This is a genomic window from Colwellia polaris (assembly GCF_002104515.1).
Lineage (GTDB): Bacteria > Pseudomonadota > Gammaproteobacteria > Enterobacterales > Alteromonadaceae > Cognaticolwellia > Cognaticolwellia polaris.
On record NZ_NBOE01000001.1, the window covers coordinates 717263 to 742246 of the forward strand.

Below are 24984 nucleotides of genomic sequence, written 5' to 3' on the forward strand. Positions count from 1 at the left end.
CTTAGATTTAAAACCGTAGATGCTTCTACGGTTTTTTTATGTCTAAAAAATGGATACCTTAAGTAGTTTGGGTATATACGGCATAATACCCAAGGGTATTTAGTTACGCTGTAATTTTATGTACCTGATGAGGTTAAAGGTTAAAGGCTAGGTCAATGATTAGGTAAAATGTTAGGTAAATGATTAGCTCAAAGACTATTTTAATCGTTAGCTTAGAAGTATTTTTGGCTATGACCAATGGCCATTACTATTCAATATAGGCCACATTAAATTCAACGAATACACGTAATATAAGCGAGTAAAATGCCTTAATAGTTGCTAATAAGCGTTTATCTAATTGATTGTGCTATTCGGCCTAGCAGTGTTTGTCTTGTAACCACTGCTTTAAGTAACTTATGTTACTGGTCATGAATTTACACAACTTTAAAGGGGATCAAAAAATTGGATTACTCTGCATTTTAAGCACTATAAGCAGCTTGTGTATACTTTACAGGTTAGGAGCTTGTGATGTAAACGTAGAGTAAGTTTTATAGTTGGGATAATAAAAAGTTACCTAAGCTATTAACTAAGGTAACTTAATGTTTAAAGCGCTGAGGTAGTGTTTTACTTCACCTCAGAGAGAATTTAATTAATATTTAAACAAACGGATAACTTACTTTGTATTGTTTACAAAGTGCTAGCCAATCAGCTTGTAGGTATTCTTTTACTACAAGCCCTTCGCTAATGGTGATAATAGAAATAAACGGCAATCTAATACGTTTAATAACGCCATTATCAATATAGTCGCCATCAACATGCCACTTAAGTGCGACTGAATTTTTCGCTTCATCAAAGGCTACGTTTTCTAACTGGCAATAACTGCGATTCATTCTGTTATGTAATTTTAAATGAAAGCTTCTTAGCTGATTAAAACCTTCATTCTTACCAAAACCTGCAAGTTGTATTGAGGCATTGTTGTGATAAATTTTATCGAAGTTGGCGAGTTGTTTTTCTTGCCAGATATTCCACCATTTATTCACCGTGCTTTTCACATTATCAGGTAAGTCAGTAATATCATCAGGCGTAGCATGATAGCTTTTCGGATGTAATTGATGGTCAAATTGACTCAGCAATAAAGGGTCTGACGCCGGTAATGCTTGCATTATAGTGGCAACATCTTGCTGTAATAACCTTGCCAAAGCTAAGGTATCTACAACGCAGTGTAACTTTTTAATATGTAAATTATTATGCTCAAAGAAAAAGGCAATTGAGACCTTTTCACTTTTAACTTGGTCTGACAATTCAATATAAAGTGCTGAAAACTGCTCGCCTTGTATTTCTTGGCGCTCGGTTACGGTTAAAAAACCAAATTGCTCAATACTTTTAAGCCATAATTTTTCAATTTGCATATTTCCATATGCCGTAAAATCATGCTGTTTCCAAGCTGTGCTGTGGAGAATGTTAGCGGATAATTGCGCTAAATCACCCTTAGTGTATAACTCGATAAGTTGATTAAACATGGCTATGCTCCTTGCGCTAATAATGGGAGCGATTGCCCCGATTCACGAATAATATTGGCGTATAAAGCAATTTCGTCAAAAACGGTGACTTCTTTTATTATTTTTTGGTTTTTTACTCGCAGGTGAGTACAGCCCAAAACAAAATAACGTTGGCCTTTTAACTGTGCTAAACGCTCAATGTGCGGGTTAAAGTTACCGGCAACAGACCATCTAATAGCAATATCTATGGTGTTTTCGTCGAAGCCTACAACAGCCGTGTGATCTACGGTCATTTTGGCATTAGGACATTGTGATAGCCATTGAATAAGCGTGCCACTAATTTGTGCAAGCCCAGTCGATTGACGACCACCAGGCCATTGGTGCGATGCGGCAACATGATAAAACTGCGTTAATGTTGAAAACTGCTTTTGATTAAATAAGGTTTGTGCCCAAGCTTGCACAAAGTTATCGGTAGTCCAATTATAGTTTATGCACTCTAGTTCTTTTCTATGCTCAGTGTTAACCACTCGGGTATATTCACTTTGATACCATTCGTTGAAGGTATCATTCGGCTGCAGAGCTGAAAAGTTAATGGCAGCATCAATTAAATCAATGCCCAACTGGCTAATAAGAAAACTATTATCTCTTACCAACCACTCTTTAACTATTTGGTTTTCAAAACAAACACAATCAGCAATCGTAGTAACTCTGCCTGTTTTATCTGTAGATAAACCAAAATCAGAGTTACCCGTATTGGTCATAATACTGGTGATTAGGTGCGATGAATAATAGGTGCCATCGCTTTCTTCTTTCCAAATTACATTTTCACCAATAAGGCTTCTGTCTGGAAAGGCTGCAATGGTTTTTAAGGTACCTTGAACCACTTGCTCAACACACTCTGAGTAAGCACCTAAAGTGAAAACAGGGCAAATATCACTGTAATACTTATAGCACAGCCCAACATTTTTCTGTTCCCAAATACGGTGGGTTATACGAATAATATAATCAACAATATCAACGAATTCCTCATCAAAGCCCGCGAGTGTTTGTTGCTTTACACCTGTTGGATCTAAAAGCTTAGTTAAAGGCTGCCAATGAACCTGTGTGATGTTGTTATTTAGTTTAAAACTCATAATATTAACTCGTTTGGTTAAATAAATAGTTCAAAAGAGAACAAAAATACTAATGTGAAAATAAAGAAACCAAATAGCGCATAACATACTTTGTCTACTTTACCTGGAACTAAATACCAGCCGTTTTCTTTTTCTGCAGAGCCACTATCGGCAAACGCTTTGATTTGACCTTTAATGGTATACGGCGAGTAATCTTTTTGTTTTCCATCGATAACTAAGCTAGCAATAATGGTTACTACCACATTAACAAACGCACCAATAGCAGCGTACCAAGGCCATGCAATATCAGTGTAAATAGCGGTGTAAGCTACTGCTAATACACCCACTAATGTGCCTACTAATAAACCACGTTCTGTCGCATGTTTAGAGAAAAAGCCTAAGCCAAACATACCTAATTGCGCACCAACAAAATACGAACCTACTTTACTTAACACTTCTAAAATAGAGCCTGTGCTATGCAAGTGATACATAATGGCAGGGAAGATAATAATAGTGGCCCAAAAAAGAGTGAAGACACGTGAAACATTCAAATAGTGTTTGTCTGATTCATTCGGCTTGTAGTATTTTTTATAAAAATCTAGGGTTGAAACTGTAGATAATGAGTTGAATGCGGAGTCTAAACTCGACATTGATGCAGCCATAACCGCTGCGGCGATAATACCCATTAAACCAGGCATACCATACTGAGAAGCAAACTCTAAAATAATGGTGTTTTCATTTTCAAAAGTTTTACCTTGGTAATAGTTATAAAATAGTATCCCCATAATAATAAAGAAGAAATATACAAAGAAAGCTAAGAAACCCATTAACAAGTACGACTTTTTCGCGTCACCAATATTTTTAGCCGCTAAGGTACGCTGTACCATCATTTGGTTGGTACCATAAACCGTAATATGATAAAGCGTCATGGCTAAAATACCTGACCAAACGGTTGTTACATTACTGAAGTCGAAATCAAAGTTAAGCGGGTTAGTTTTACCCTCTGCTTTTAGTTGAGCTAAGCTTTCCATCACGGGTGTGGTGCTATTATCAATTAATGCATACATAATAATACCGGCACCCAACAATAATATGCCGGACTGAATTACGTCAGTCCAAATTACCGCGGTTATTCCCCCCATTACGGTGTAAATAAGCGCAATAATGGTAACAATAATAATCGAGGTTATTTCTGGAATACCTGTGATATAACTTAAAACAATAGAGGTGGCGTAAAGCACTGCAGCCGAGCTCATAGTTTGAGATATTAACCAAATACCTGAGACTAAAGCACGTGCCTTCTTGCCAAAGCGTTTTTCTTGGTATTCGTATATTGAGGCAACTCCAGCGTTGTAGAAAAATGGAAAAAAGAAGGTTATAACGGCGATAATTACTAATGGGTAATTAAGGTGTATCGCTATAACCGACAAGCCATCTTTATATGCCCAGGCTGGCGCGCCTAGAAATGTCATGGCACTAACGTAGGTAGCAATTACTGAAATACCAATTGCCCACCAGGGAGTGGTTTTTTGTCCTAGATAGAAGTCATCAGCGGTGCTGACTTTTTTACTGATAACATAACCTAATAGCAGGTTTGCCAAAATATAAACAATTAAAATAGTCCAGTTAAGCGTTCCAAACTCTGTCATATCTATCTCTCTTTATTTTTTTACAGAAGTCTTTTTTTGTTAATTATTCATCGTTGACTTCGAAGTCATTTAAACATAGCATTGTTTAAAATAATATGAAAGCAGATATTATCTAAAAAATTGATAATAAGTTAAGGTTTGCTCTAGAGTTAACTAAATTCTGTAGGAATTTGTTTGTATGTAACTAACTAATTTATTGTAATTTATAAACTTATAACAGCGCTAATATTGAGGGTAATGATGACAAACGAACAGCAAAATAAAAATTTAATACTGGAGTATTACCAAGCTTTAGAGCAGTCTTCAGCGGAAACTGTTGGCGATGTTTTGACTCAATATATGAGTAATGATTGCCAATGGTATGGTGTGCATCCTTTTAACGAGCAAAAAGGCCCACAAGCGATAAATGAGGTGTTTTGGCAGCCTTTTATGCATGCTTTTAAAAATATTCAACGCAGACAAGATGTGTTTATGGCTGGTGTTAGTGGCAACGATGGTGCTAATTGGGTAACCAGTATGGGGCACTTTATGGTGCAGTTTGATAAAGATTGGTTAGGCATACCTCGCTCTGGGCGAGTGGCTATGGTGCGCTATGCAGATTTTAACTGTATAGAAAACGGCAAAATAGTTCGTGCTGGTTTTTTCTGTGACATTATCAGCGTTATGCATCAAGTGGGGATTAATCCTTTACCTCAAGCAACAGGTCATTCATTTATTTATCCTGGTCCGCGAACTCATGATGGTATTCAGTTAGACGACAAAGACCCTGTAGAAGCTGAGAAAACCATGGCTGTACTTAACCAAATGATTGATGATTTATCTCAACTTAATCAAACTGGCAATGACACATATCCACCTGAAATTTTGGAAAGAACATGGGCTAAAGATATGGTGTGGTATGGCCCTGCTGGCATTGGGGCAACTTATACTATTCCAAAATTTCAAGAGCAGCATTCGTACCCGTTTAGGCAAGGACTAAAAGATAAAGTGTTTAATGGCCATATTTGCCGATACGCAGAAGGAAACTATGCCTGTTTCTTTGGTTGGCCTAACTTAAGCAGTACACCTATTGGAGGATTTCTAGGATTACCTGGTGGTAACATTAGGGCCGACATGCGAGTGGTTGATGTTTATCGCAGAGAGGGTGATAAGTTAATGGAAAACTGGGTGTTAATTGATATTCCTTATTGGTTAAAGCAGCAAGGTTTAGATATTTTAGAACGTAGTCGAAAAATTAATAACCCGAGTTAAGCTCGAGGTTTAGGTCTGATTAATCGGTTTAACTAGTGGCAATATTAGCAGCACTAATTTATAGGTTTAATGCTGAGTGCATTTAAATCAAAGACATTAAAAAAGGAAGCCTAGTAAGCTTCCTTTTTTTGATAAAGCCAGTATTCACTGATTAATCAATAATTAAGTGTTATCACCTAATTGTTCTTTCATCATAGCAAATACATCGAGACCCATTTGCATACAGATATCAATAATATCAATTGCAACCCAGTTCTCTTTAAGTAAATCACCTTCGCGACGCCAAATATCCATCACACGTAACGATAGTTGTTTATTACAAGGCGGTAGACCTAACCAATCACCAACACTATGCGTGCCGTGCATATGAGGCCAACCACCTGTTGCAACATAGTTACCGTCAGATACCAAAGTGGCTTTATGGTCGACATCCCTGTCTGGAAAACTAAAAACAAAAGGCCCTTGGTGATCCCTTCTAAAACCCTCAATACCACGAGTAGTTCCTATACCCGCTGGGCCGTACCACATAAAGTCGGGGTGCCAAAAGTTCTCTAACTTCATGCTTGATAACGATTTACCGTCAAAACGACCAAGTTCGGCTAACATATCAAGTATCAGTTGCTCAGATTTTTCGGCTTCAGCTTTGCTGGTTTTTTCTCTGCTTAAACCGTCCATTGTTGATGGCGGCATAATAAGCCCACTATGGCCTAAGCTTTTTCTTAATGGATTAACGCCCACTTGGTTCATTGCATCAAGAAAATCGATAATTAAAAAACACTGTTTAATTTTATTTTCGTCAAGTTCTACTAATTCGGTAAAGCGTAAATAAAGTGTTTTATTATTCGCAGGTATTCCCCAAAGTGGCTGACTAAAGGTGCCAACAAAATAACCGGTACTGGCAATCCACTCTTTACCGTTATATTCACTTTGTACGTTAATAAATGGCTTGCGCTCTATATCGGGCAATGCGCTGACTAAAGGCTGCCAATACGAGGTTAATAATTCGTTTGTACCAAGTAAGTTATTAACAGGCGCACTAACACGCCATGCTACTTGGTCATGAACATATGCCTCTATATTGTTAGGTGATGACTTGAGTTGTTGATACAACTTATCAATAACGGTTACCATAATTTTTCTCCACTAAAATAAGTTTTACTTGAATTACTTTGAACTCAGGCTATCATTGAATGACTTCGAAGTCATCAATATTTTTATAATAGTATTTTGATAATAATATTTCGATCTCATTAGCGTATTTGTTTCATCATAGGAGAGTGTCCATGCCGCAAGATTTACGTCATGCGAATAAAAAGCTAATTAAGCCGTTTAGTGAATCATTGTATAACTTTAACGAGGTTGCTGTACGCCAAGCGATTAAGCAAATTTTTTCACCAAATGCTAAGCTGCAACTATCATTTCCTTTTGAAACCTTATCAGGCCCCGATCGTTTATTTGAGGATGTTTATAAACCTTTGCAACGGGCAATCCCCGACCTTGAACGACGTGAAACTATTGTAATGGCAGGCACTAGTGAAGAGGGAAGCCATTGGGTTGGGTGTTGTGGATATTACACTGGAAGCTTTGAAAGCAGTTGGTTAGATATTCCCCCAACGGGGCATCAAGTAGCTATGCGCTTTCATGAATTTTATCGTATAGAAAACGGCTTAATTGTGGAAATGCAGGCAATTTGGGATATTCCTGAAGTTATGATGCAAGCTAACGCATGGCCAATGTCGCCAAGTTTAGGGCGTGAATGGCATGTTCCTGCACCTGCAAAGCAAGACGGCTTAACGATTGAAAACAATATTGAAGTTGCTAATCGCAGTGGCAAGTTAGTGGGAGATATGTGTAATTCATTAGGCAATTATGCAACCGGTGGTGTTGAAGCTATGCAGCTTGAAAAATATTGGCATCCAAGATGTAGTTGGTATGGTCCATCAGGCATTGGCACTGGCCGTGGTATTAAAGGCTTTCGAAATTGGCATCAAATTCCCTTTCTAAATGCTTTGCCTAATCGTGTAGGTGATGTTGGGCAAGGCTACTTATTTGCTGATGGCGAGTATGTTGGTTTTACGGCGTGGCCTGGTATGCACATGAAAGTAAGTGGTGATGGTTGGTTAGGTATTGCCCCCTCGAATCAAGAAATTACCATGCGCAGCTTAGATTTTTGGCGTTGTGAAAACGGCTTAATCCGTGAAAACTGGGTACTGGTTGATTTATTACATGTTTATCATCAACTTGGCGTTGATGTATTAGGTAGAATGAAAGAGTTTAATAAAGCACGTTATTAATAGTTTCTCTGAATAAATAAAGTCCGAAAGGGCTTTATTTATTCATACGATAAGGAAATGTTTAAGATTCTATTCTGCTGACTTTGCTATTGAGCTTTCAAAACTCTGCTGCAATTGATTAGCGCCATTAAGTAAAAAGCTATGATCAGAGCCTAATAAAAATAAGCTCACACCTGATTTTATCCAAAGTGGAAGTTCAGCCAAATTACCAACAAACATACCGCAATTTTTATTATACTTCTTAGTCGCAGCAACAACTTTTTCAACGGCTGCTATTACATCAGGGTGGCTTGGGTCTGTTTGTTGTAATGCTACCGTTAAATCCATTCTGCCAATAAAAATACAATCAATGCCTTCTACTTGGCAAATAGCATCGATGTCGTCTATAGCCTCTAAGTCTTCAATTTGCGCTATTACGCACGTTTCATTTTTGTTGGCGGCTAGGTTGTCGGGCAATTTATGAGTGGTATAACCGGCAAAGCGTGTTGATCCAGCATAGCCTCTGCCGTCTGGTCCATAAAAACATTTTTTTACTATACGTTTAGCATGCTCAGCATTTAATACATGAGGAATAACAACCCCGTCAGCGCCTAGATCTAAAGCATTTAAAATAGTGGCATTTTCACTGTCGGGTATACGAATAATGACCGGTTTTTGTTTTGACTTTGCCGCGAGTACACAAGTGTCTAAATCTGCTCTGTCAAAAGGGGCATGTTCAGCATCTAAACATAAAACATCTAAATTAGTATGGGCTAATACTTCAGTATTATGAAAATGTGGCGTTTTGATAAATGTACCGAGTAAGGGCTTTTTTGTTGCTAATGCTTGTTTAAGGTTCATTTTATATCCCTTATGTTAAGTTGGTGTATGTTGTTGAGTTGAACCCAACGAATACCATTGAATTAATGCTTGCGATACTTTCTCTGCTTGTTCTAAAGGCGAGAAGTGCGCGCATTGTTCAAGTAATACTAATTCGCTAGTCGGTAATGCTTTATGCATCATTAGTTGGTGTTTAACAGGGCAAATTTTATCTTCTAGACCACTAATAATCAGTATGTTCGCTTTAAGGCTTTGTAGAACTTCTAGTGAGTCTGGGCGATCTTCTATTGCCATTGCTTGCGCAGAAAAACATTTTTTACCAAGCGATAAAGCCATATCTAGAATAATTTTTTGATATTCTGCTTTTTGTTGGTGAAGGTAATTAGGCATAAATGTATTTTCGATCAATAGCCTAAGCTGACCAGCATTGGCTTGCTTAATATGCTCAACTCTTCCTGCTTTTCTTTCGGGAAGATCGGCATGGCAATTTGAATTAATTAACGCGAGCTTAGCAATTAGATGTGGGTGAGTTTTCGCGACTTGGGCTGCAACAATACCGCCCATAGAGAAACCAATAATAGCGCATGGTTGATCACCAGTTGCTTTTATTACGCTTGCTGCCATTTCTGGCAAAGTTGCTTCATCGGTAAATTGTACAACTGATATCTGATGACTATATTGGCTGAGTTGAGTTATTTGATGACTAAACATGGCACCTGTACATAAGGTGCCGGGTAAAATTAATATGGGCAAAGTGGGCATAACAACATAACCTAGTTACGGTCGCTTTACTGAATTCCCTTTAATTAAGGTACCCGTTAATACACGAGCTTCAGGCGGCGAGTCAGGGTTTTCTATGTGTTCTATTAACATGTCTACAGCTGCTTTTACCAATTGCTCTAACGGTTGTTTAACGGTAGTTATTTGGTAACTTTGCCAAAATGATGAAGCGATCCCATCGAAGCCGACAACAGACATATCGTTTGGAATATGAATGTTGTGTTTCTCTCTTATTTCGTCAATTACGCCAATCGCCATGGTATCGTTACTGCAAATTACCGCGTCTGGCGCAGGATTTTTTTTCAACCATTGGGCAATACAGTTTCTACCCGATTGATACGAATAGTCGCCATAAAGTACAGGCACATTTGGTTCCCCAGACTTTTGCAATAAATCAAGCGCGATTTCGCGACGTTCATTGGCAACATCAGAGTCTTTAGGGCCTGAAAGGACTAAATAAGATTTAGGATTATTTAATTTTAATTCGGCAAGCAGTTGCTTAATGCCTTGTTCATGATTACAACAAACGGTATTGGTTGAAGCATCAGGAACATTGCGGTTATAGAGCACTACGGGTATTTTATGTTGCTCAAATTGCGCCAAACGTTGGCTTTCAAAATGAGCAGCAAGTGCAATAACGCCATCAACTTGGAAGGTCCAGATTTGTTCAAATAACTCATCTACACCTTCAGCGTCATCTAAAGTAAATAATAAAACTCGCTTATTACGAGCCGCAAGTTGTTTGCTTACTTGCGAAAGTACTTCAGGGTAGTTTTCATTCGCACGAGACGAAACGATAACCGCCACCATACCAGACTGTTTAGTAATCAGCATTCTCGCGATGGCATTAGGTCGATAACCCATTTTATTCGCTACGGCCGTTACTTTTTCACGAGTTTTTGCCGAGACACTTAAGCCCGGTCTAAATACTCGTGAAACAGCTGATTGAGATACGCCCGCTTCGCGAGCGACATCATAAGAAGTAACCTTTTTATTTTTAGTCAATGTTTACCCTTTATATCTTCTTAAACGAATATCAGCTTGCTCCTTATGGCCAGCAAACCCTTCAACAGCACAAAGTCTAGAACAATATTCACCAACAACAACCGATGCTTCTTCTGTAGCGCTTTGAAATGTACAGGTTTTAATAAACTTACCAACCCATAGTCCGCCAGTATAACGTGCCGCCTTACGAGTTGGAAGTGTATGGTTTGTACCAATACACTTATCACCATAAGATACGTTTGTTTCTGGGCCTAAGAAAAGTGCACCAAAGTTACGCATGTTCTCTTTAAAATAGGGGATATTTTCAGTCATAATTTGTACGTGTTCAAAAGCTAAGTCGTTAGCAACTTCAATCATTTCTTCGTAGGTATCACAAACAATCACTTCACCGTGATCTTTCCAAGCAGCTCCTGCAACTTCACCTGTTGGCAAAATAGTTAATTGTCTTTCTACTTCAGCCATAGTATCGCGTGCCAGTTTTTCACTATTTGTTAATAATATCGCTGGAGATGTTGGACCATGCTCAGCTTGACCCAGTAGGTCAGCAGCACACAATTCTCCATCGACACTTTCATCGGCAATAACTAATGTTTCTGTTGGACCCGCAAATAAATCTATACCTACACGACCAAATAGTTGGCGCTTTGCTTCAGCAACAAAAGCATTGCCAGGGCCAACAATCATATCAACAGGGGCAATTGTTTCTGTTCCAATAGCCATGGCAGCTATTGCTTGTACGCCACCAAAGCAATAAATTTCGTCAGCACCAGCTAAATCCATTGCAACAACAATGGCAGGAGATGGTTTGCCATTAAAAGGTGGAGCCGCCGCAATAACACGTTTTACACCTGCAACTTTAGCGGTAACTACACTCATGTGAGCAGAGGCGACTAACGGATATTTACCACCTGGCACATAACAACCCACACTTTCCATTGGTATATGCTTATGACCAAGTATAACGCCAGGTAATGTTTCTACTTCCACGTCTTTCATCGAATCACGTTGAATTTGAGCGAAATTACGAACTTGCGTTTGCGCCCATTTAATATCTTCTATGATACTGTCATCGAGTTCTTCGTAGCAGGCTTTAATTTCTTTCTTTGTTAGTCTGAATGACTTCGGATTCCACTTATCGAACGTTTCAGAGTATTTTGCAACGGCTTTATCACCATCTTGTTCAATATCTTCAAGAATGTTTTCTACTGTTGTTTTAACTGATTGTAAAAAATCTTTTTTTTCTTCTTCTTGCTTGCCTTTCTTTAGGTATTTAATCATTTCAATATCTCCAGTTTATTTGATTTTAATTTTGACTTAATTAATAAAGATTCGACTTATTAACTTGAACTTATCTAAATCCTACGTAATAATGACTTCGAATGCAATAATTGATTTTAGGATAAATGTTATGAGCTTTAATGAAAACTTATTCACAGGTAAAACGATATTAATTGCTGGTGCAGGTAAAGGTATTGGTTTGGGCTGTGCGGTTATGGCGGCTAAATATGGCGCTAATGTTATTGCGGTAGCACGAACAAAAAATGATTTAGATAAACTAACCGAACTTTATCCTGAAAATATAACACCTTGGGTGATGGACGTAACAAGTGATGCTTTTTATAAAAGGTTACGCGAATTACCCACATTAGATGGTTTAGTTAATAATGCCGGCATAAATCGTGTTGGTGCTATGGAAGAGCAAAGCAGTGAAAATATTGATGCGGTGATCGATTTAAATATTCGAACACTTTATAAAATATCTCAAGCTGCGATTACACCGATGAAGCAAAGCAAATATGCTTCTATTGTAAATATGTCATCTCAAATGGGGTTTGTCGGCTCACCCGGTCGAACTTTGTATTGTATGAGTAAGCATGCGGTAGAGGGCGTTACAAAAGCGATGGCTGTTGAGTTAGCCGAGTATAATATTCGCGTAAATACTGTCGCTCCTACCTTTGTATTAACCCCAATGACTGAGCCAATGTTTGAAGACGAAACGTTTAAAAACTTTGTTTTTAATATGATCCCCCTCGGCCGCTTAGCCAAAGTAGAAGATATCGCTAATAGCTGCACCTTTCTATTAAGTGACTTAGCGTCGATGATCACAGGCACTAGCATTAAAGTTGATGGCGGTTGGACGGCACATTAATCACTCAGTAGTAAGTAATAGACATAAAACATTAATTTTAATGACTCAACGAAAGTGAATATAAGAGGATAGAAAAGATGACATTAGCAGATAGACTGATTAGATATGATGATTTAAATCCATGTACCAATGCCTTTATTGACACGCGCAGCCCAGGCAGTGATAAAAAAGAAAACTTTACACTTATCGGGCCTGGTGTAGCTGAAAATCCTGACCAACATATACACATTTCGATACCGCATGGTTTTAACATTGGTGGCGCTCGCCAACCTGCCGGCTGCTTAAATTCGCAACATAGCCATTTAACTGAAGAATTTTTTGTTATACATAGCGGTACATGGGCTTTTATGAGTGGCGTAAATGGTGATGATGGTAAAGTCATACTAAATGAAGGTGATATTATTTCTATTCCAACTGACATTTTCCGTGGTTTCGAAAATGTGGGTGAGGGCAGTGCTTATTTATATGCTGTTTTAGGCAGTGATGACCCAGGTAACGTGTTATGGGCACCTCAAGTTTTTGAGCTTGCTGAAAAATATGGTTTGATCCTGCTTGATGATGGCAGCTTAGTAGATACTACCTTAGGAGAAAAAGTACCAGAAGGTAAGCATCCTATGCCTGTTACTTCAGCCGCGCAAATTGCAGAGCATCGTATTGTTGGCGATGAGGAAATGGAGTCAATTGTACAAAGAACTGATACTTTTTCATGGTCAAAAAATACTGGCTTAGCACTGTTTAATGGCGTTGAAGAAGTCGCATTAGTTGGCGATAAAAATATGAGTGAAGATTTACCCGCAAGTAAGTTGAGCTGGTCGCATGGTTTTGTCGTGCGAGGGTTAAAATTACTAAGCGATGCGATAGTGCCTGAGCATATTAGATACGAGGAAGAGGTTATTTTTGTTCAGCAAGGGCAGCTAGATATAACGGTAGATGGCGAAACACTTACATTATCTAAAGGCGATACTTTTACAACTCCGATTGAGTCGGTACGTAAGTTTGAACAAAAAGGACAAAGCGATTGTATTTTATATATTACACGTCGAAATGATTATCCTAAAGCACCAAAGTTTATTTGAAAATAACCCGACTTAAATATAGCTATTGGGATTTTCAATACTTTTAAAATAAGGAGTTATGAGATTAATAGCTCCTTTTATATTCACACTTTTTATTGAAGTCTATGCATTAAAAGTGCTGTTCAAGATCAGGGTCATGAGGGAAATTAAAACTTAATCATTGCTGTAGCCTGCGCCATCACGGTTTAGCCTCAATCCGAACGTTGATTTCAATTCCACCTTTATACACCTTGTCTTCATTTAAGCTACAAAATTAGTATTTAAAATTATAAGCGAATAATCCTATTTTCATTTAATGACTTTGCCCTACCAATAAGCTAGCAATTAAATTGATATGCATTGAGGCTTATAATTTACATTGTTTTGTGGGTAAAAGGAGCTAGACTTTTATTTGTTGTATAAAACAAAATGTGGCGATTTGTTGTATAAAACAAAATGTGGCGATTTTAGGCTTATATTTATAGTTTCAGGCGTAGTTTTATTTCTCTTCATTTTCATGAATTTTGTCTTGTTAAATACAAGACTTTCAATGATAAGGAAAATCCTATGTTTCCAGAATACATTGTGCTTCACACGGCTGCTTTTACGGGTAGAAACTGTGACCGTGATATGATTGACGCATGGCATAAGGCACGCAGATGGTCGGGTATTGGTTATCACTTTGTTATTTTAAACGACAAACATGACCAAAAACCCGATGGAGCAGTTGAAATTGGGCGATTAACCAATAAATCGGGAGCACATGCTTTAGGATTAAACAGCTGCTCTTTAGGTATTTGCTGTGTTGGTCATGGTGATAAAGTAGATTTTACCCCCGCTCAATATAAAAGCCTCTACAACTTGATAACTGATTTGATGTCAGAATTTTCCATTTCTGTTGATAATGTTATTGGCCATCGCGAGTTAAACACATTAGCCGAAAAAAATATTATTCCATCGCGATATAAAACCAGTAAATCTTGCCCTGGCACTAAAATAAATATGCATGCTATACGTGATAAGTTGGCTCAAACGCCTACTTTAATTAAGCATGAAAGAACAAGCGTTGATGAAAATAGTAAAATAGCGATGAATAATGCCATTGCTATATTGCAAAAACACCGTGCACAATTTCCTAATGCTCAAGATGAACTGGATGAATTTATTAATCATCCAGAGGTTATTTCAATGACCAGAGCATAATGGTGACCATGTTTTACATGGCTCGCTTTTACATGGCATGGCTTTATATAGCAGAGTTTAACAAAGCACAACTCAGTAAAGCACAATTCAGCCTAGCATTACTTGCATCGCTTTAGTTGCACTCAACGGTTGCTGAGCTTGGGTAATTGCCGTAACAACGGCAATCGCACTAACGCCTGTGCTCCACACCTGTGTTAGCCGTTGTTGATTGATGCCGCCAATGGCAACGATAGGAATAGTGTCAGCGAGTGATAAAATCTGCGTTAAGTTTTTTAGACCTTGAATTTGCCCTGTCATGTTTTTGGTTTTTGTTGGGAAAATAGCGCCAATGGCAAGATATGAAGGTCGCAGTTGCTTTGCTAATAAAAATTCGTAACAACCATGCGTACTAATACCCAAACGTAAGCCTGCATTAGCAATAGCGTATAAATCAGCATCTTGAAGATCTTCTTGGCCGATATGAACCCCATATGCACCGTATTTAATGGCGAGTTTCCAATGATCATTAATAAATAATCGGCAATTATAGAGACGGGCCATCGCAACGGCTTTTGCTATTAATGGTTCTAAATAGTTAATGTCATCACTTTTAATTCTTAGCTGAATTATTTTTAAGTTTTGTGGTAATAACAGGGCTAACCATGAAAGTGAATCTACTACTGGATATAGACCGAGTTTCTCATCTGCAGATAACTCAAGTGACTTAAAGCCTTGGGATGATTCAATTTGTTGATAAACGGGGCTAATAACTTGTGGAAATACACTCGCTTTTGTTGGCCACTTACCTTGTTGAAATGCACCGTAGTAATCATTATTTTTTGTTTGATGGTCAGCTCGGTCAGGTGCTAATAGTAATCCCTGATTGATAAACGCTTTTGTTAGAGTAAAAGCATCGCGTAATAAATACCCATGAGCTAAAAAACTGGCTAATGCACTAGCAAAACTACAGCCACCACCGTGACTATAATTTGTGTTGATTTTAGGCGACTGCAAGGTGAATAACTGAGTTGAGCTAGCACCTAATTTTTGCAAACATAGGTCTGTGCAGTGCCCGTCTTGGCTAGTATTAGCAGGACTAGCATGCCCGCCTTTAATAATCACTGCGTTACAACCTAAGTGTAAAATATTTTCTGCCATTTCCTTTGTTTTAATATTTGAGTTTTTAGCGCTGAGAGCAGATAACGCTTTGGCTTCATTTAAGTTGGGGGTAATAACATCAATTAAGGGCATAAGTAAGGATAATGCCTCGGTAGAGAAAAATGACATACTTTCACCAACACTGGCTTTACTCACGGGGTCAAAAACCACAAGTAAGTTTGGTAATTGAGATTTAAGCTGAGTTAGTAATAATATTAACCAGTTTATTTGTTCATCATTAGCGATGAGGCCAATTTTTATCACGGTTGGTGCTTTGTCAAAACGTAATGCTTGTGCTTGTTGGGCTAAAATATCAACTGAAGTAGGGTTTACTGAATAAAATACCGATGAGTTTTGTACCGTATTCGCGGTTATGAAATGGCAAACCTCAACGCCGAGGTTATGGCCGGTTTTAATATCAGCCGCAATGCCTGCGCCACCTGAGCAATCGGCACCCGAAATGCTCCACATAATAGGCTTTTTAGATATATGATTGTTCATTACAGAAGCTTCTGATTTCATTAACTATGTTCCGGTTGATGCCAAAATGGCGTATCCAGTGTTGGCGTGCTGGGGTGGGCGGTTTGGCGTTCAGGCATCGTGCCAGCAATGTAGGCTGATTCTCCTGCTGAAATTGCACTAGAGAAAGCTTTTGCCATTAAAACAGGGTTATCAGCAAGGGCGATTGCACTGTTAAGTAGCACGCCATCAAAGCCCATTTCCATGGCAATACAAGCATCAGAGGGTTTACCTATGCCAGCATCAAGTATTAATGTTGCTTCAGGTAAACGCTGGCGAATACTGGTTAAATTATAAGGGTTCATTAAACCTTTACCTGTGCCAATGGGTGATGCCCAAGGCATAATTACTTGGCAACCTAAGGCATATAAACGTTGGCAAATCACTAGGTCGTCTGTGCAGTAAGGTAATATTTTAAAGCCATCGGCAAGTAGCTGCTCGGTCGCAATTAACAACTCGATAGGATCAGGTTGAAGGTTATAATCATCGCCAATAACTTCAAGCTTTATCCAGTCTGTTTGAAATAATTCGCGGCTCATTTTAGCTAAGGTAATGGCTTCTTTAGCGCTTTTGCAGCCTGCTGTATTAGGAAGGAGAAAACCTTGATTTTGTGCAACCGTTTCTTGAATGTAGCGCCAAATTTTTTCGCCTGAGCGAGCTAAAGGGTTCTGCCGTTTTAGCGATAACGTAACTACTTGTGAGCCGCTAGCTAAAATAGCTTGCTGCATTATCTCTGGTGAAGGATAAAGTGCCGAACCAATTAACAATCGACTATTGAGTGTTTGACCATAAATATTAAGTGACATAGCTTAACCCCCAACAATAGGGAAAAGCACATCAATACTATCGTTATCTTTCACCACAGTATGCTGATAGTCTTCCCGACCAATAAATTCGCCGTTAAGCGCTAAAGCAAAACTTTGCTGTTGCTTATTTATCGGTAAAACGTTTGTTAAAACTTGATCAATATAGCTTTGCTTTGAAGCATTAGGCAGCTCTAAAATAACGCCATTAATATATATTTTCATTTCTAACTTCCTTTAATACCTACAGAATAATGTTAGCTTTATCATTACTTTTATAAACCTAAACCTAAACCTAAACCTAAACCTAAACCTTGATAGCTTGGCTAACTGGTAGCCAATGTGCGTATCGGTAATTTTCGTAAGGCTTTTCTTGTTTATGCATAATGTTTTCAACATGCTCTAATACTTGGGCAAGTACTACCGGAGCAATTAAGAAGCCGTGTCGATATAATCCATTGACTTGAATTAAGGCATTATCTGAGATTATTTTGGGTTGATTATCGCTAAATGCCGGGCGCAGTTGACTAAGATGCTGGCGAATATTAGCTTCGGCAAAGCCAGGGTGGACACTATAAGCAGCACTGAGTAATTCCATGGCAGAACGAACGGTCATTGGGGCCGTGTCGTCACTTTCAATTTCTGTTGCGCCAACGACAAAATGGCCTTTACCTTTTGGCGCGATATAAATTTGATAACGTGGATGCATAAGCCTGATCGGCCGTGAAAGATTAACTTCAGTGGTGAAAAGTTGAAATATTTCACCTCGAACGGCGCGTAAATCACTTAATTGAGCATTGAGTTGAGCATTGAGTTGAGCATGGTGTAGAGGATTTGTTAGCGATGATCTTTTTGCACCAACTCCTCGACAATCAATAGCAAGATCAAATGATTGCTTTTGGCTATTTTTACTGTCGTTATAGCGTTGAAAACCAATATTACAGCCAGTATCAAAACTGCTTGATTGTATGCTTGTTACTTCAGTTTCGCTGTACCATTTAACCCCTTCAGTTACTAATTGTTGATGTAAAGCCAGTAGTAATTTGCGATTTCCAATTTGTCCTTCTTGAGGCAAATATAACGCTTGCGAAAATTTACGCGCTAGTTCTGGCTCAAGTGACGACAACTCTTGCCGATTAAGCTGTTGCTGTGCATAGCTTGCATAGTTATTCGCTAAAAACCCCGTTAATCTGTGGTAGTTAATAATATCTTGTTCATGACTAACCACTAGGGTTCCTGTTTGTTGAAAGAAACTATAGCCAGAAAGTGTAGCAAGTAATTTTGGCCATAAAGCTAAGGCAGCAAAGCCCATTTCAACAATGTTTCTAGGGCTGTGCATCGCCTCGCCAAGTGGCGTTAATAAACCAGCGGCCGCATAAGCAGCGCTTTGCTGACCATTTTTCTGATCTTTATCGAATAGCGTTACTTGGTAGCCTTGTCGATTTAACGACAAAGCGACCAAACGGCCCATAAGGCCTGCGCCAATAATAGCGATGGTTGGCATAAAGGTTAATTACTCAGTGATTTTTCAATCGGTTGATAAATCTCGCTACCACTGGCTTTGAACTCAGCCGACTTTTGCGCCATACCTTGTGCAGAAATACTAATGGTTTCATCCAAAAGCTTTATTTCAATCTGTTGTTCGCTGTTAGCTTCATTGTCCAGGCCCGCAGCATAATCTCGCACTTCTTGTGAAATCTTCATTGAGCAGAATTTAGGACCACACATAGAGCAAAAATGGGCGACTTTGCCTGATTCTTGTGGCAAGGTTTCGTCGTGAAAGGCACGTGCTTTTTCAGGATCTAAACCTATGTTGAATTGATCGTACCAACGAAACTCAAAACGGGCTTTAGACATGGCATTATCGCGTATTTGCGCGCCCGGATGACCTTTGGCTAAATCTCCAGCATGCGCCGCGATTTTATAAGTTATTAAACCTTCTTTAACATCTTCTTTGTTGGGTAAACCCAAATGCTCTTTAGGTGTTACATAACAAAGCATGGCACAGCCATACCAACCAATATTAGCTGCGCCAATACCTGAGGTAATGTGATCATAACCGGGGGCAATATCTGTGGTCAGCGGTCCTAAAGTATAAAAGGGCGCTTCGCCGCAATGCTTAAGTTGCTCTGTCATGTTTTGTTCAATCATATGCAAAGGTACGTGACCTGGGCCTTCGATAATGGTTTGAACATCATGTTTCCAGGCTATTTTTGTTAGCTCACCTAACGTACGTAATTCAGAAAATTGTGCTTCATCATTGGCGTCGGCAATTGAACCTGGACGCAGTCCATCACCCAAAGAGAAAGAAACATCGTAAGCTTTTAAAATTTCACAGATATCTTCAAAATGAGTGTAGAGGAAGTTTTCTTTGTGGTGGGCTAGACACCACTTTGCCATGATTGAACCGCCACGCGAAACAATGCCTGTAACGCGCTTAGCCGTCATAGGTACATAACGCAGTAATACACCTGCATGAATTGTGAAGTAGTCAACACCTTGTTCAGCTTGTTCAATTAAAGTATCGCGAAAAATCTCCCATGTTAGGTCTTCAGCAATACCATTAACTTTTTCTAACGCTTGATAAATAGGGACGGTGCCAATGGGAACAGGAGAGTTACGCAGTATCCATTCGCGTGTTTCGTGGATATAACGGCCAGTAGAAAGATCCATTACCGTATCAGCGCCCCATTTAGTTGACCAAACGAGTTTTTCTACTTCTTCTTCAATCGAAGAAGTAACTGCTGAGTTGCCGATATTGGCATTTACTTTGATCAAAAAATTTCTGCCGATGATCATAGGTTCAACTTCAGGATGGTTGATGTTAACCGGGATTATGGCGCGGCCTCTAGCAACTTCATCGCGAACAAATTCAGGCGTAATTTGCTCTGGAATGCTGGCGCCAAATGACTGACCTTGATGCTGTTGTAGTAACATATCGTCTTTAACTTCTTGGCGTTTCATATTTTCGCGAATGGCGATATATTCCATTTCTGGTGTGATAATGCCTTGGCGGGCATAGTGCATTTGGGTAACATTTTTACCTTTTTTAGCCTTTCGTACTGTCGGTAAATGCTCAAAACGAATATGGTCTAGGCCTTCGTCGGCTAAGCGTTGTTGGCTGTAGGTTGAGGTTATTCTGGGTAAAAACTCAACATCGTTACGTGCTTCAATCCAGCTATCACGTAAGCGAGGAATACCTTTATGTACGTCAACATTAACGGCATTGTCAGTATAAACTCCTGAAGTATCGTAAACGCATAACGGTGGGTTTTTCTCATAACTCGGGTTGTTTTCATTGTTACTAATCAAAGTATCAGACAAGGTTATTTCACGCATGCCAACACTGATATCGTGAATTTCTCCGGTGACGTAAACTTTTTCAGAATTTGGAAAAGATTGATCAGCAACGTTTTTTAAAAACTCTGTTGCTTGGTTTCGACGCTCGCGTCTTGAAATTGAACTCATGTTCTCTCACCTGTTTTTATTAAATAAAAGTTAGGCGGAGCTGTATGGGGTAGTAACGAGGAATAGCCTTCGAGGCAAAAATAAATTTTGCCTGTGCAGCTACTACTTGTTCCCTTCGCAGATGTTAATCTAATCAGGTTCTACGGATCCCGCTTTCGCGATCTCAGCCCTTTGGCACTCCGACAAGTCAAAACGTTTAAGTTTTTAAACTACTTAAACGTGGTTATATTCTAGCTTTAATTTTTAAAAGTAATCAACCTCTATTTTAAATTTCATTTTTAGTTTTTGTAAATTAAGACTGGTGATTTTATTAAGGCTTATAGTTTTTAAATCAATATATTCAGTAGATTACGATTTTTAAAATGATTGCTTAATTTATGAGGTGGTACTTTTCTACATGTTGAAATTTTTGGCTTTTGCAGTATTTTTTGACATTAAGATTATCAACATTTAAGCACTAATACAGAGATTAATGTTAATAATATTGTAAATTAGCCGGTAAATTGTCGTATTATAGACAAACTAAGAAATGAACATTAAATGGAATAAATTTATGGCTGAAGCTAGCCCAGAAGGCAAAACGGAACAGGTGATGAACACGTTAGATCCTGCAAACTTGCTTAAAAACGAAATTGACCAAGTTGGTCGTATCTACAACATAATCGTTGAATTTTTTACTAATTATAGCTTTCAACTTATTGGCGCAATAATTATTCTGATTATTGGTTTCATGTTTGCAGGGAAAATAGCGAACTTGGTGCTTAAAGTATGTGAAAAGCACAAACTTGATGTTACTTTGAGCCGTTTTTTGGCTAATGCCAGTAAAATGGTAATCGTTGTGATGATAGGTATTATTGCACTGGGTAAATTAGGTATCAGCGTAACGCCATTTATTGCCGCTATAGGTGCGATTTCATTAGGGGCTGGTTTAGCTCTGCAAGGGCTTTTATCTAATTATGCGGCTGGCTTTAATATCATCATCATACGACCTTTTGTTGTTGGTGATACCATTCAAGTACAAGGTGTTCGAGGTTTAGTTAAAGAGGTGTTGTTAGCCTACACAATTTTAACGGATGAAGACGATGTAGAAATTACGATTCCCAACAAACATATTGTTGGTGAAGTGCTGCATAACTCGAAACATGACTCACTATTAGAGTTAACCGTTGGTATTGATTATAGTGAAAACCCACTCGAAGTTGTGGCTATGCTTGAAGATGCCCTTGGCAAGTTAGATATCGTCAGTAAAGCTCGTAAGCCTTTGATTGGTATTGATGCTTTCGCTGATAGTTCAATTAACATAGCCGTACGTTTATGGACGCCAACAGAAAACTTATATAGCGCAAAATATGAAGCTTATAAAGAGATTTATCTAACTTTAGATAATGCCAATATTAAAATACCATTTCCTCAACGCGATATTCATCTTATTAAAGATTTGGCTTAATTCGGTGTGGTTTAAGCTTCATTTACTATGGCATTAAATAAAGCGCGGCTAGATAAGTTTTTAGCACAACATTGTCAGATCAGTCGCAAAAATGTGCGGCTGATGTTGGCTCAAAATAGAGTGTTGATTAACGGCGCTGTAGCGCATGACATAGATGAAATAATTGATAATTTCAGTCACATCTCATTAGATGGCAAAGTGCTGCAAGATAATTCAGCCTATTATATTATGCTGCATAAGCCCACTGGAGTGGTGAGTGCAACTAAAGACTTGCAGCATAAAACCGTTATTGATCTACTTGAATTTCCTTACAAAAACGAACTACATATTGTGGGTAGGCTTGATTTAAATACTTCAGGCTTAGTTTTGATGACTAATGATAGTCGCTGGTCTGAACGATTAACGTTACCAGAAAAAAAAGTGACCAAACGTTATATTGTTACGTTAGCCAATAAATTGAGTGAAGAATATGTAACTGCTTTTGCAAATGGTATGTACTTTGCCTTTGAGGATATAACCACTAAACCTGCAAAGTTAACCATACTTTCTGATTATCAAGCGCAGGTTGAACTTGTTGAAGGGCGTTATCATCAAATTAAACGTATGTTTGGGCGTTTTCGCAATCCTGTAGTTGCATTGCATCGATGTGCTATTGGTAACTTAGTGCTTGATAACCAGTTAACTGTCGGAGAAAGCCGAGAATTAAGTGAGATTGAAGTTAACAACATCGATATAAATAACTTGCCGCTTGATGCTTAAAAGTTACAATAAAACAAAAATGTAATAACCAGAAAACACCGTAATCGAAGAATAAAAATTAAGGAATAAAATGACTAAGTATATATTTTTAATCATAGTGTTAGCTTTGATCGTTAGTTACTTTGTACGTAGTAATGCTAACCGAGAAGCAGCGAAAATAAATGCTATTGAAGCTGAGCAATTTTTAGCGAAAAACCGACAAGTTGAAGGTGTGATGGAAACAGAGTCAGGCTTACAGTATCAGGTGTTATCAGTAGGCAGTGGCGAAATACACCCGAAGGCAAGTTCAAAAGTTAAAGTGCATTATCACGGTACGTTACTCGACGGTACGGTTTTCGATAGTTCTGTAGATAGAAATGAGCCGATAAGTTTTGGCTTAAATCAGGTGATTAAAGGTTGGACTGAAGGCTTGCAATTAATGGTAGTTGGAGAGAAAACCCGCTTATTTATTCCAGCAGCTTTAGGCTACGGTAATAGCGCGACAGGTAAAATTTCTGCAGGCTCATTATTAATTTTTGATGTTGAGCTATTGGCGATAAATTAGCATGTTTTTTAAATATTGGCGCGCCTGAGTGGCTTGTAAAATATGGCGTGTAAATAGTTAAAGGTCATGAGCCTGAAAAGATCATGACCTTTAACTCGCTGGTTTAATAGCCGGGTAAGTCGCTGCTACTCTTCCCTAAAGGCTTCTGCCGACAAATGATGTCGGTTAAGTAACTTGTAAAATTCGGTACGATTTCTTTGTGCTATTTTCGCTGCTTGCGAAACATTTCCAGCGGTTATTTTTAAGAGCTTAGCGAGGTAGTCACGCTCAAATTTATCTCTGGCTTGTACAAATGAAGGTAAAATCGTGGTTTTATCACGTAAGGCGTTTTTTACTAACATTTCACTGATTAACGGCTCGTTTGATAAGGCCACGGTTTGTTCAACAACGTTTTGCAATTGGCGAATGTTACCTGGCCAAGCTGCACTGATCAGTATTTCCATTGCCTCCTGTGAAAAACCAGTAATATTGATATGCGATTGTTCGGCAGATCTACTCAAAAAATGCTGAGCCAGTAAAGGAATATCTTCTCTTCGTTCACTTAGCGGTGGTAGCTCTAACTCAACGACGTTAAGGCGATAATATAAATCTTCACGAAAAGTTTTATCTATTATCGCTTGCTGTAAGTTTTTATGTGTTGCTGAAATAACTCTAACGTCAACCTTGATAGATTGTGTGCTGCCAACAGGACGAATTTCACGTTCTTGTAACGCTCGTAAAAGCTTTACCTGAAAGTTCATCGGCATATCACCAATTTCATCTAGAAACAGGGTGCCGCCATCTGTTGCTTGAAATAATCCTATATGATTTTTTTCAGCTCCAGTAAAAGCCCCTTTCGTATGACCAAATAATTCAGATTCTAATAATTGCTCAGGAATTGCTGCACAATTAATGGCGGTAAATGTTTGTTTATGCCGTGGACTAGCCAAATGTATTGCTTTAGCTAATAACTCTTTACCTGTGCCGCTTTGGCTGTGAATGAGTAAGCTAAAATCACTTTTGGCTACTTGCTTACTTTGTTGTAAAAGTGACTCCATTATAGTGCTGCGACTAATAATTTTATCGCGCCATTGGCTATCTACTTGGCTATAATTTAGCTCTGCTGGCTGTAATCTAATAGCTTGTTGTACTATGTCGAGTAGCTCTTTACTTTCAAAAGGTTTAGTCAGAAAGCTAAATACGCCTTGTTTAGTGGCACTAATTGCATCAGGAATAGTGCCATGAGCTGTCATAATAATTACCGGTATATGTGGATGCTTAGCTCTAATTTGTTCAAACAAAGCCATGCCGTCCATACCTTCCATTTTTAGATCGCTGATCACTAATTGCGGATGAAAACTCTCAAGTCGCCCCAAGGCGATTTTAGCGTTTTTGGCGGACTCTACTTGATAACCCGCAGCAGACAAACGAATACCGAGTAACCGTAACAAACTTGGATCATCGTCAACAATTAAAATTTTACTGTCAACTTTTACGGGGATTTTCTCAACTTCTGGCATGAGTAATTCTCAG

At 38.6% G+C, this 24984-nt stretch carries 22 protein-coding genes and 1 riboswitch; of the genes, 8 read left to right on the forward strand and 14 right to left on the reverse strand.

Annotated features, from left to right (window positions below; translation table 11 throughout):
* Positions 1-635 precede the first annotated feature (635 nt).
* The 3 genes from B6A32_RS03260 to B6A32_RS03270 are packed head-to-tail and all read right to left on the reverse strand — an operon-like array spanning position 636 to position 4239.
* Positions 636-1499 (reverse strand): hypothetical protein, encoded by an 864-nt coding sequence (locus B6A32_RS03260; protein ID WP_085301271.1) that lies wholly within the window; start codon positions 1497-1499, stop codon positions 636-638.
* Positions 1500-1501: 2 nt separating this feature from the next.
* A complete protein-coding gene (locus B6A32_RS03265) occupies positions 1502-2611 on the reverse strand; it encodes a nuclear transport factor 2 family protein (protein WP_085301272.1) in 1110 nt (369 codons plus the stop codon).
* A gap of 17 nt (positions 2612-2628) precedes the next feature.
* A complete protein-coding gene (locus B6A32_RS03270; RefSeq protein WP_085301273.1) occupies positions 2629-4239 on the reverse strand; it encodes a sodium:solute symporter family transporter in 1611 nt (536 codons plus the stop codon).
* 240 nt (positions 4240-4479) lie between these two features.
* Between B6A32_RS03270 and B6A32_RS03275 the strand changes: the two genes are divergently transcribed.
* Positions 4480-5490, forward strand: coding sequence for a nuclear transport factor 2 family protein (locus tag B6A32_RS03275; RefSeq protein WP_085301274.1), 1011 nt, complete (start codon positions 4480-4482; stop codon positions 5488-5490).
* A 162-nt stretch (positions 5491-5652) separates the two neighbouring features.
* Here the strand turns inward: B6A32_RS03275 and B6A32_RS03280 are convergent, their stop codons facing one another.
* Positions 5653-6621: a nuclear transport factor 2 family protein gene (locus B6A32_RS03280; protein ID WP_085301275.1), complete on the reverse strand. Its 969-nt coding sequence runs from the start codon at positions 6619-6621 to the stop codon at positions 5653-5655.
* A gap of 152 nt (positions 6622-6773) precedes the next feature.
* On the opposite strand from B6A32_RS03280, the gene B6A32_RS03285 reads away from it, so the two are divergent.
* Positions 6774-7784, forward strand: coding sequence for an ester cyclase (locus B6A32_RS03285; RefSeq protein WP_085301276.1), 1011 nt, complete (start codon positions 6774-6776; stop codon positions 7782-7784).
* A gap of 69 nt (positions 7785-7853) precedes the next feature.
* Here the strand turns inward: B6A32_RS03285 and B6A32_RS03290 are convergent, their stop codons facing one another.
* Genes B6A32_RS03290 through hisD form a run of 4 tightly spaced genes read right to left on the reverse strand, consistent with a single transcriptional unit; the run spans position 7854 to position 11666 of the window.
* Positions 7854-8624 (reverse strand): HpcH/HpaI aldolase family protein, encoded by a 771-nt coding sequence (locus B6A32_RS03290; protein WP_085301277.1) that lies wholly within the window; start codon positions 8622-8624, stop codon positions 7854-7856.
* 15 nt (positions 8625-8639) lie between these two features.
* On the reverse strand, positions 8640-9365 hold the full coding sequence (locus tag B6A32_RS03295; protein WP_085301278.1) for an alpha/beta fold hydrolase: 726 nt from the start codon (positions 9363-9365) through the stop codon (positions 8640-8642).
* 15 nt (positions 9366-9380) lie between these two features.
* Positions 9381-10388, reverse strand: coding sequence for a LacI family DNA-binding transcriptional regulator (locus B6A32_RS03300; RefSeq protein WP_085301279.1), 1008 nt, complete (start codon positions 10386-10388; stop codon positions 9381-9383).
* A gap of 3 nt (positions 10389-10391) precedes the next feature.
* Positions 10392-11666, reverse strand: coding sequence for a histidinol dehydrogenase (gene hisD / locus B6A32_RS03305; RefSeq protein WP_085301280.1), 1275 nt, complete (start codon positions 11664-11666; stop codon positions 10392-10394).
* Positions 11667-11796: 130 nt separating this feature from the next.
* Here hisD and B6A32_RS03310 point away from each other — a divergent pair, with 130 nt between their 5' ends.
* The 3 genes from B6A32_RS03310 to B6A32_RS03320 all read left to right on the forward strand — a co-directional run bounded on the left by B6A32_RS03310 (position 11797) and on the right by B6A32_RS03320 (position 14795).
* On the forward strand, positions 11797-12537 hold the full coding sequence (locus B6A32_RS03310) for an SDR family NAD(P)-dependent oxidoreductase (RefSeq protein WP_085301281.1): 741 nt from the start codon (positions 11797-11799) through the stop codon (positions 12535-12537).
* 77 nt (positions 12538-12614) lie between these two features.
* Positions 12615-13613 carry a cupin domain-containing protein gene (locus tag B6A32_RS03315; RefSeq protein WP_085301282.1) on the forward strand — a complete coding sequence of 333 codons (999 nt, stop codon included), beginning with the start codon at positions 12615-12617 and terminating at the stop codon, positions 13611-13613.
* Between the two features lie 546 nt (positions 13614-14159).
* Entirely contained in the window at positions 14160-14795 is a 636-nt protein-coding gene (locus B6A32_RS03320; RefSeq protein ID WP_085301283.1) for an N-acetylmuramoyl-L-alanine amidase, read from the forward strand.
* Positions 14796-14882: 87 nt separating this feature from the next.
* Here the strand turns inward: B6A32_RS03320 and thiE are convergent, their stop codons facing one another.
* From thiE to thiC, 5 genes are all read right to left on the reverse strand, one after another.
* The gene (thiE, locus tag B6A32_RS03325) at positions 14883-16454 is read right to left on the reverse strand and encodes a thiamine phosphate synthase (RefSeq protein ID WP_085301284.1); all 1572 of its coding nucleotides are present in this window, start codon (positions 16452-16454) and stop codon (positions 14883-14885) included.
* Complete coding sequence (locus tag B6A32_RS03330) at positions 16454-17257, reverse strand: thiazole synthase (protein ID WP_085301285.1); 804 nt, start codon at positions 17255-17257, stop codon at positions 16454-16456. The genes thiE and B6A32_RS03330 overlap by 1 nt, the downstream gene beginning before the upstream one ends.
* 3 nt (positions 17258-17260) lie before the next feature.
* On the reverse strand, positions 17261-17479 hold the full coding sequence (thiS, locus tag B6A32_RS03335) for a sulfur carrier protein ThiS (protein WP_085301286.1): 219 nt from the start codon (positions 17477-17479) through the stop codon (positions 17261-17263).
* 82 nt (positions 17480-17561) lie between these two features.
* Entirely contained in the window at positions 17562-18758 is a 1197-nt protein-coding gene (locus B6A32_RS03340) for an FAD-dependent oxidoreductase (protein ID WP_085301287.1), read from the reverse strand.
* Positions 18759-18763: 5 nt separating this feature from the next.
* Entirely contained in the window at positions 18764-20722 is a 1959-nt protein-coding gene (thiC, locus tag B6A32_RS03345) for a phosphomethylpyrimidine synthase ThiC (protein WP_085301288.1), read from the reverse strand.
* Between the two features lie 93 nt (positions 20723-20815).
* Positions 20816-20914: riboswitch (TPP riboswitch) on the reverse strand.
* 361 nt (positions 20915-21275) lie between these two features.
* On the opposite strand from thiC, the gene B6A32_RS03350 reads away from it, so the two are divergent.
* The 3 genes from B6A32_RS03350 to B6A32_RS03360 all read left to right on the forward strand — a co-directional run bounded on the left by B6A32_RS03350 (position 21276) and on the right by B6A32_RS03360 (position 23472).
* The gene (locus tag B6A32_RS03350) at positions 21276-22169 is read left to right on the forward strand and encodes a mechanosensitive ion channel family protein (protein WP_085301289.1); all 894 of its coding nucleotides are present in this window, start codon (positions 21276-21278) and stop codon (positions 22167-22169) included.
* Between the two features lie 27 nt (positions 22170-22196).
* A complete protein-coding gene (locus B6A32_RS03355; protein WP_085301290.1) occupies positions 22197-22928 on the forward strand; it encodes a pseudouridine synthase in 732 nt (243 codons plus the stop codon).
* 70 nt (positions 22929-22998) lie between these two features.
* Positions 22999-23472: an FKBP-type peptidyl-prolyl cis-trans isomerase gene (locus B6A32_RS03360; protein WP_085301291.1), complete on the forward strand. Its 474-nt coding sequence runs from the start codon at positions 22999-23001 to the stop codon at positions 23470-23472.
* A 125-nt stretch (positions 23473-23597) separates the two neighbouring features.
* Here the strand turns inward: B6A32_RS03360 and B6A32_RS03365 are convergent, their stop codons facing one another.
* Complete coding sequence (locus B6A32_RS03365) at positions 23598-24971, reverse strand: sigma 54-interacting transcriptional regulator (RefSeq protein ID WP_085301292.1); 1374 nt, start codon at positions 24969-24971, stop codon at positions 23598-23600.
* Positions 24972-24984: the final 13 nt, after the last annotated feature.

Excerpts from the sequence above, each read along its gene's own strand:
- B6A32_RS03260 (WP_085301271.1), bottom strand. The coding sequence starts at position 1,499 with ATGTTTAATCAACTTATCGAGTTATACACTAAGGGTGATTTAGCGCAA.
- B6A32_RS03265 (WP_085301272.1), bottom strand. The coding sequence starts at position 2,611 with ATGAGTTTTAAACTAAATAACAACATCACACAGGTTCATTGGCAGCCT.
- B6A32_RS03270 (WP_085301273.1), bottom strand. The coding sequence starts at position 4,239 with ATGACAGAGTTTGGAACGCTTAACTGGACTATTTTAATTGTTTATATT.
- B6A32_RS03275 (WP_085301274.1), top strand. The coding sequence starts at position 4,480 with ATGACAAACGAACAGCAAAATAAAAATTTAATACTGGAGTATTACCAA.
- B6A32_RS03280 (WP_085301275.1), bottom strand. The coding sequence starts at position 6,621 with ATGGTAACCGTTATTGATAAGTTGTATCAACAACTCAAGTCATCACCT.
- B6A32_RS03285 (WP_085301276.1), top strand. The coding sequence starts at position 6,774 with ATGCCGCAAGATTTACGTCATGCGAATAAAAAGCTAATTAAGCCGTTT.
- B6A32_RS03290 (WP_085301277.1), bottom strand. The coding sequence starts at position 8,624 with ATGAACCTTAAACAAGCATTAGCAACAAAAAAGCCCTTACTCGGTACA.
- B6A32_RS03295 (WP_085301278.1), bottom strand. The coding sequence starts at position 9,365 with ATGCCCACTTTGCCCATATTAATTTTACCCGGCACCTTATGTACAGGT.
- hisD (WP_085301280.1), bottom strand. The coding sequence starts at position 11,666 with ATGATTAAATACCTAAAGAAAGGCAAGCAAGAAGAAGAAAAAAAAGAT.
- B6A32_RS03310 (WP_085301281.1), top strand. The coding sequence starts at position 11,797 with ATGAGCTTTAATGAAAACTTATTCACAGGTAAAACGATATTAATTGCT.
- B6A32_RS03315 (WP_085301282.1), top strand. The coding sequence starts at position 12,615 with ATGACATTAGCAGATAGACTGATTAGATATGATGATTTAAATCCATGT.
- B6A32_RS03320 (WP_085301283.1), top strand. The coding sequence starts at position 14,160 with ATGTTTCCAGAATACATTGTGCTTCACACGGCTGCTTTTACGGGTAGA.
- thiE (WP_085301284.1), bottom strand. The coding sequence starts at position 16,454 with ATGAAATCAGAAGCTTCTGTAATGAACAATCATATATCTAAAAAGCCT.
- B6A32_RS03330 (WP_085301285.1), bottom strand. The coding sequence starts at position 17,257 with ATGTCACTTAATATTTATGGTCAAACACTCAATAGTCGATTGTTAATT.
- thiS (WP_085301286.1), bottom strand. The coding sequence starts at position 17,479 with ATGAAAATATATATTAATGGCGTTATTTTAGAGCTGCCTAATGCTTCA.
- B6A32_RS03340 (WP_085301287.1), bottom strand. The coding sequence starts at position 18,758 with ATGCCAACCATCGCTATTATTGGCGCAGGCCTTATGGGCCGTTTGGTC.
- thiC (WP_085301288.1), bottom strand. The coding sequence starts at position 20,722 with ATGAGTTCAATTTCAAGACGCGAGCGTCGAAACCAAGCAACAGAGTTT.
- B6A32_RS03350 (WP_085301289.1), top strand. The coding sequence starts at position 21,276 with ATGGCTGAAGCTAGCCCAGAAGGCAAAACGGAACAGGTGATGAACACG.
- B6A32_RS03355 (WP_085301290.1), top strand. The coding sequence starts at position 22,197 with ATGGCATTAAATAAAGCGCGGCTAGATAAGTTTTTAGCACAACATTGT.
- B6A32_RS03360 (WP_085301291.1), top strand. The coding sequence starts at position 22,999 with ATGACTAAGTATATATTTTTAATCATAGTGTTAGCTTTGATCGTTAGT.
- B6A32_RS03365 (WP_085301292.1), bottom strand. The coding sequence starts at position 24,971 with ATGCCAGAAGTTGAGAAAATCCCCGTAAAAGTTGACAGTAAAATTTTA.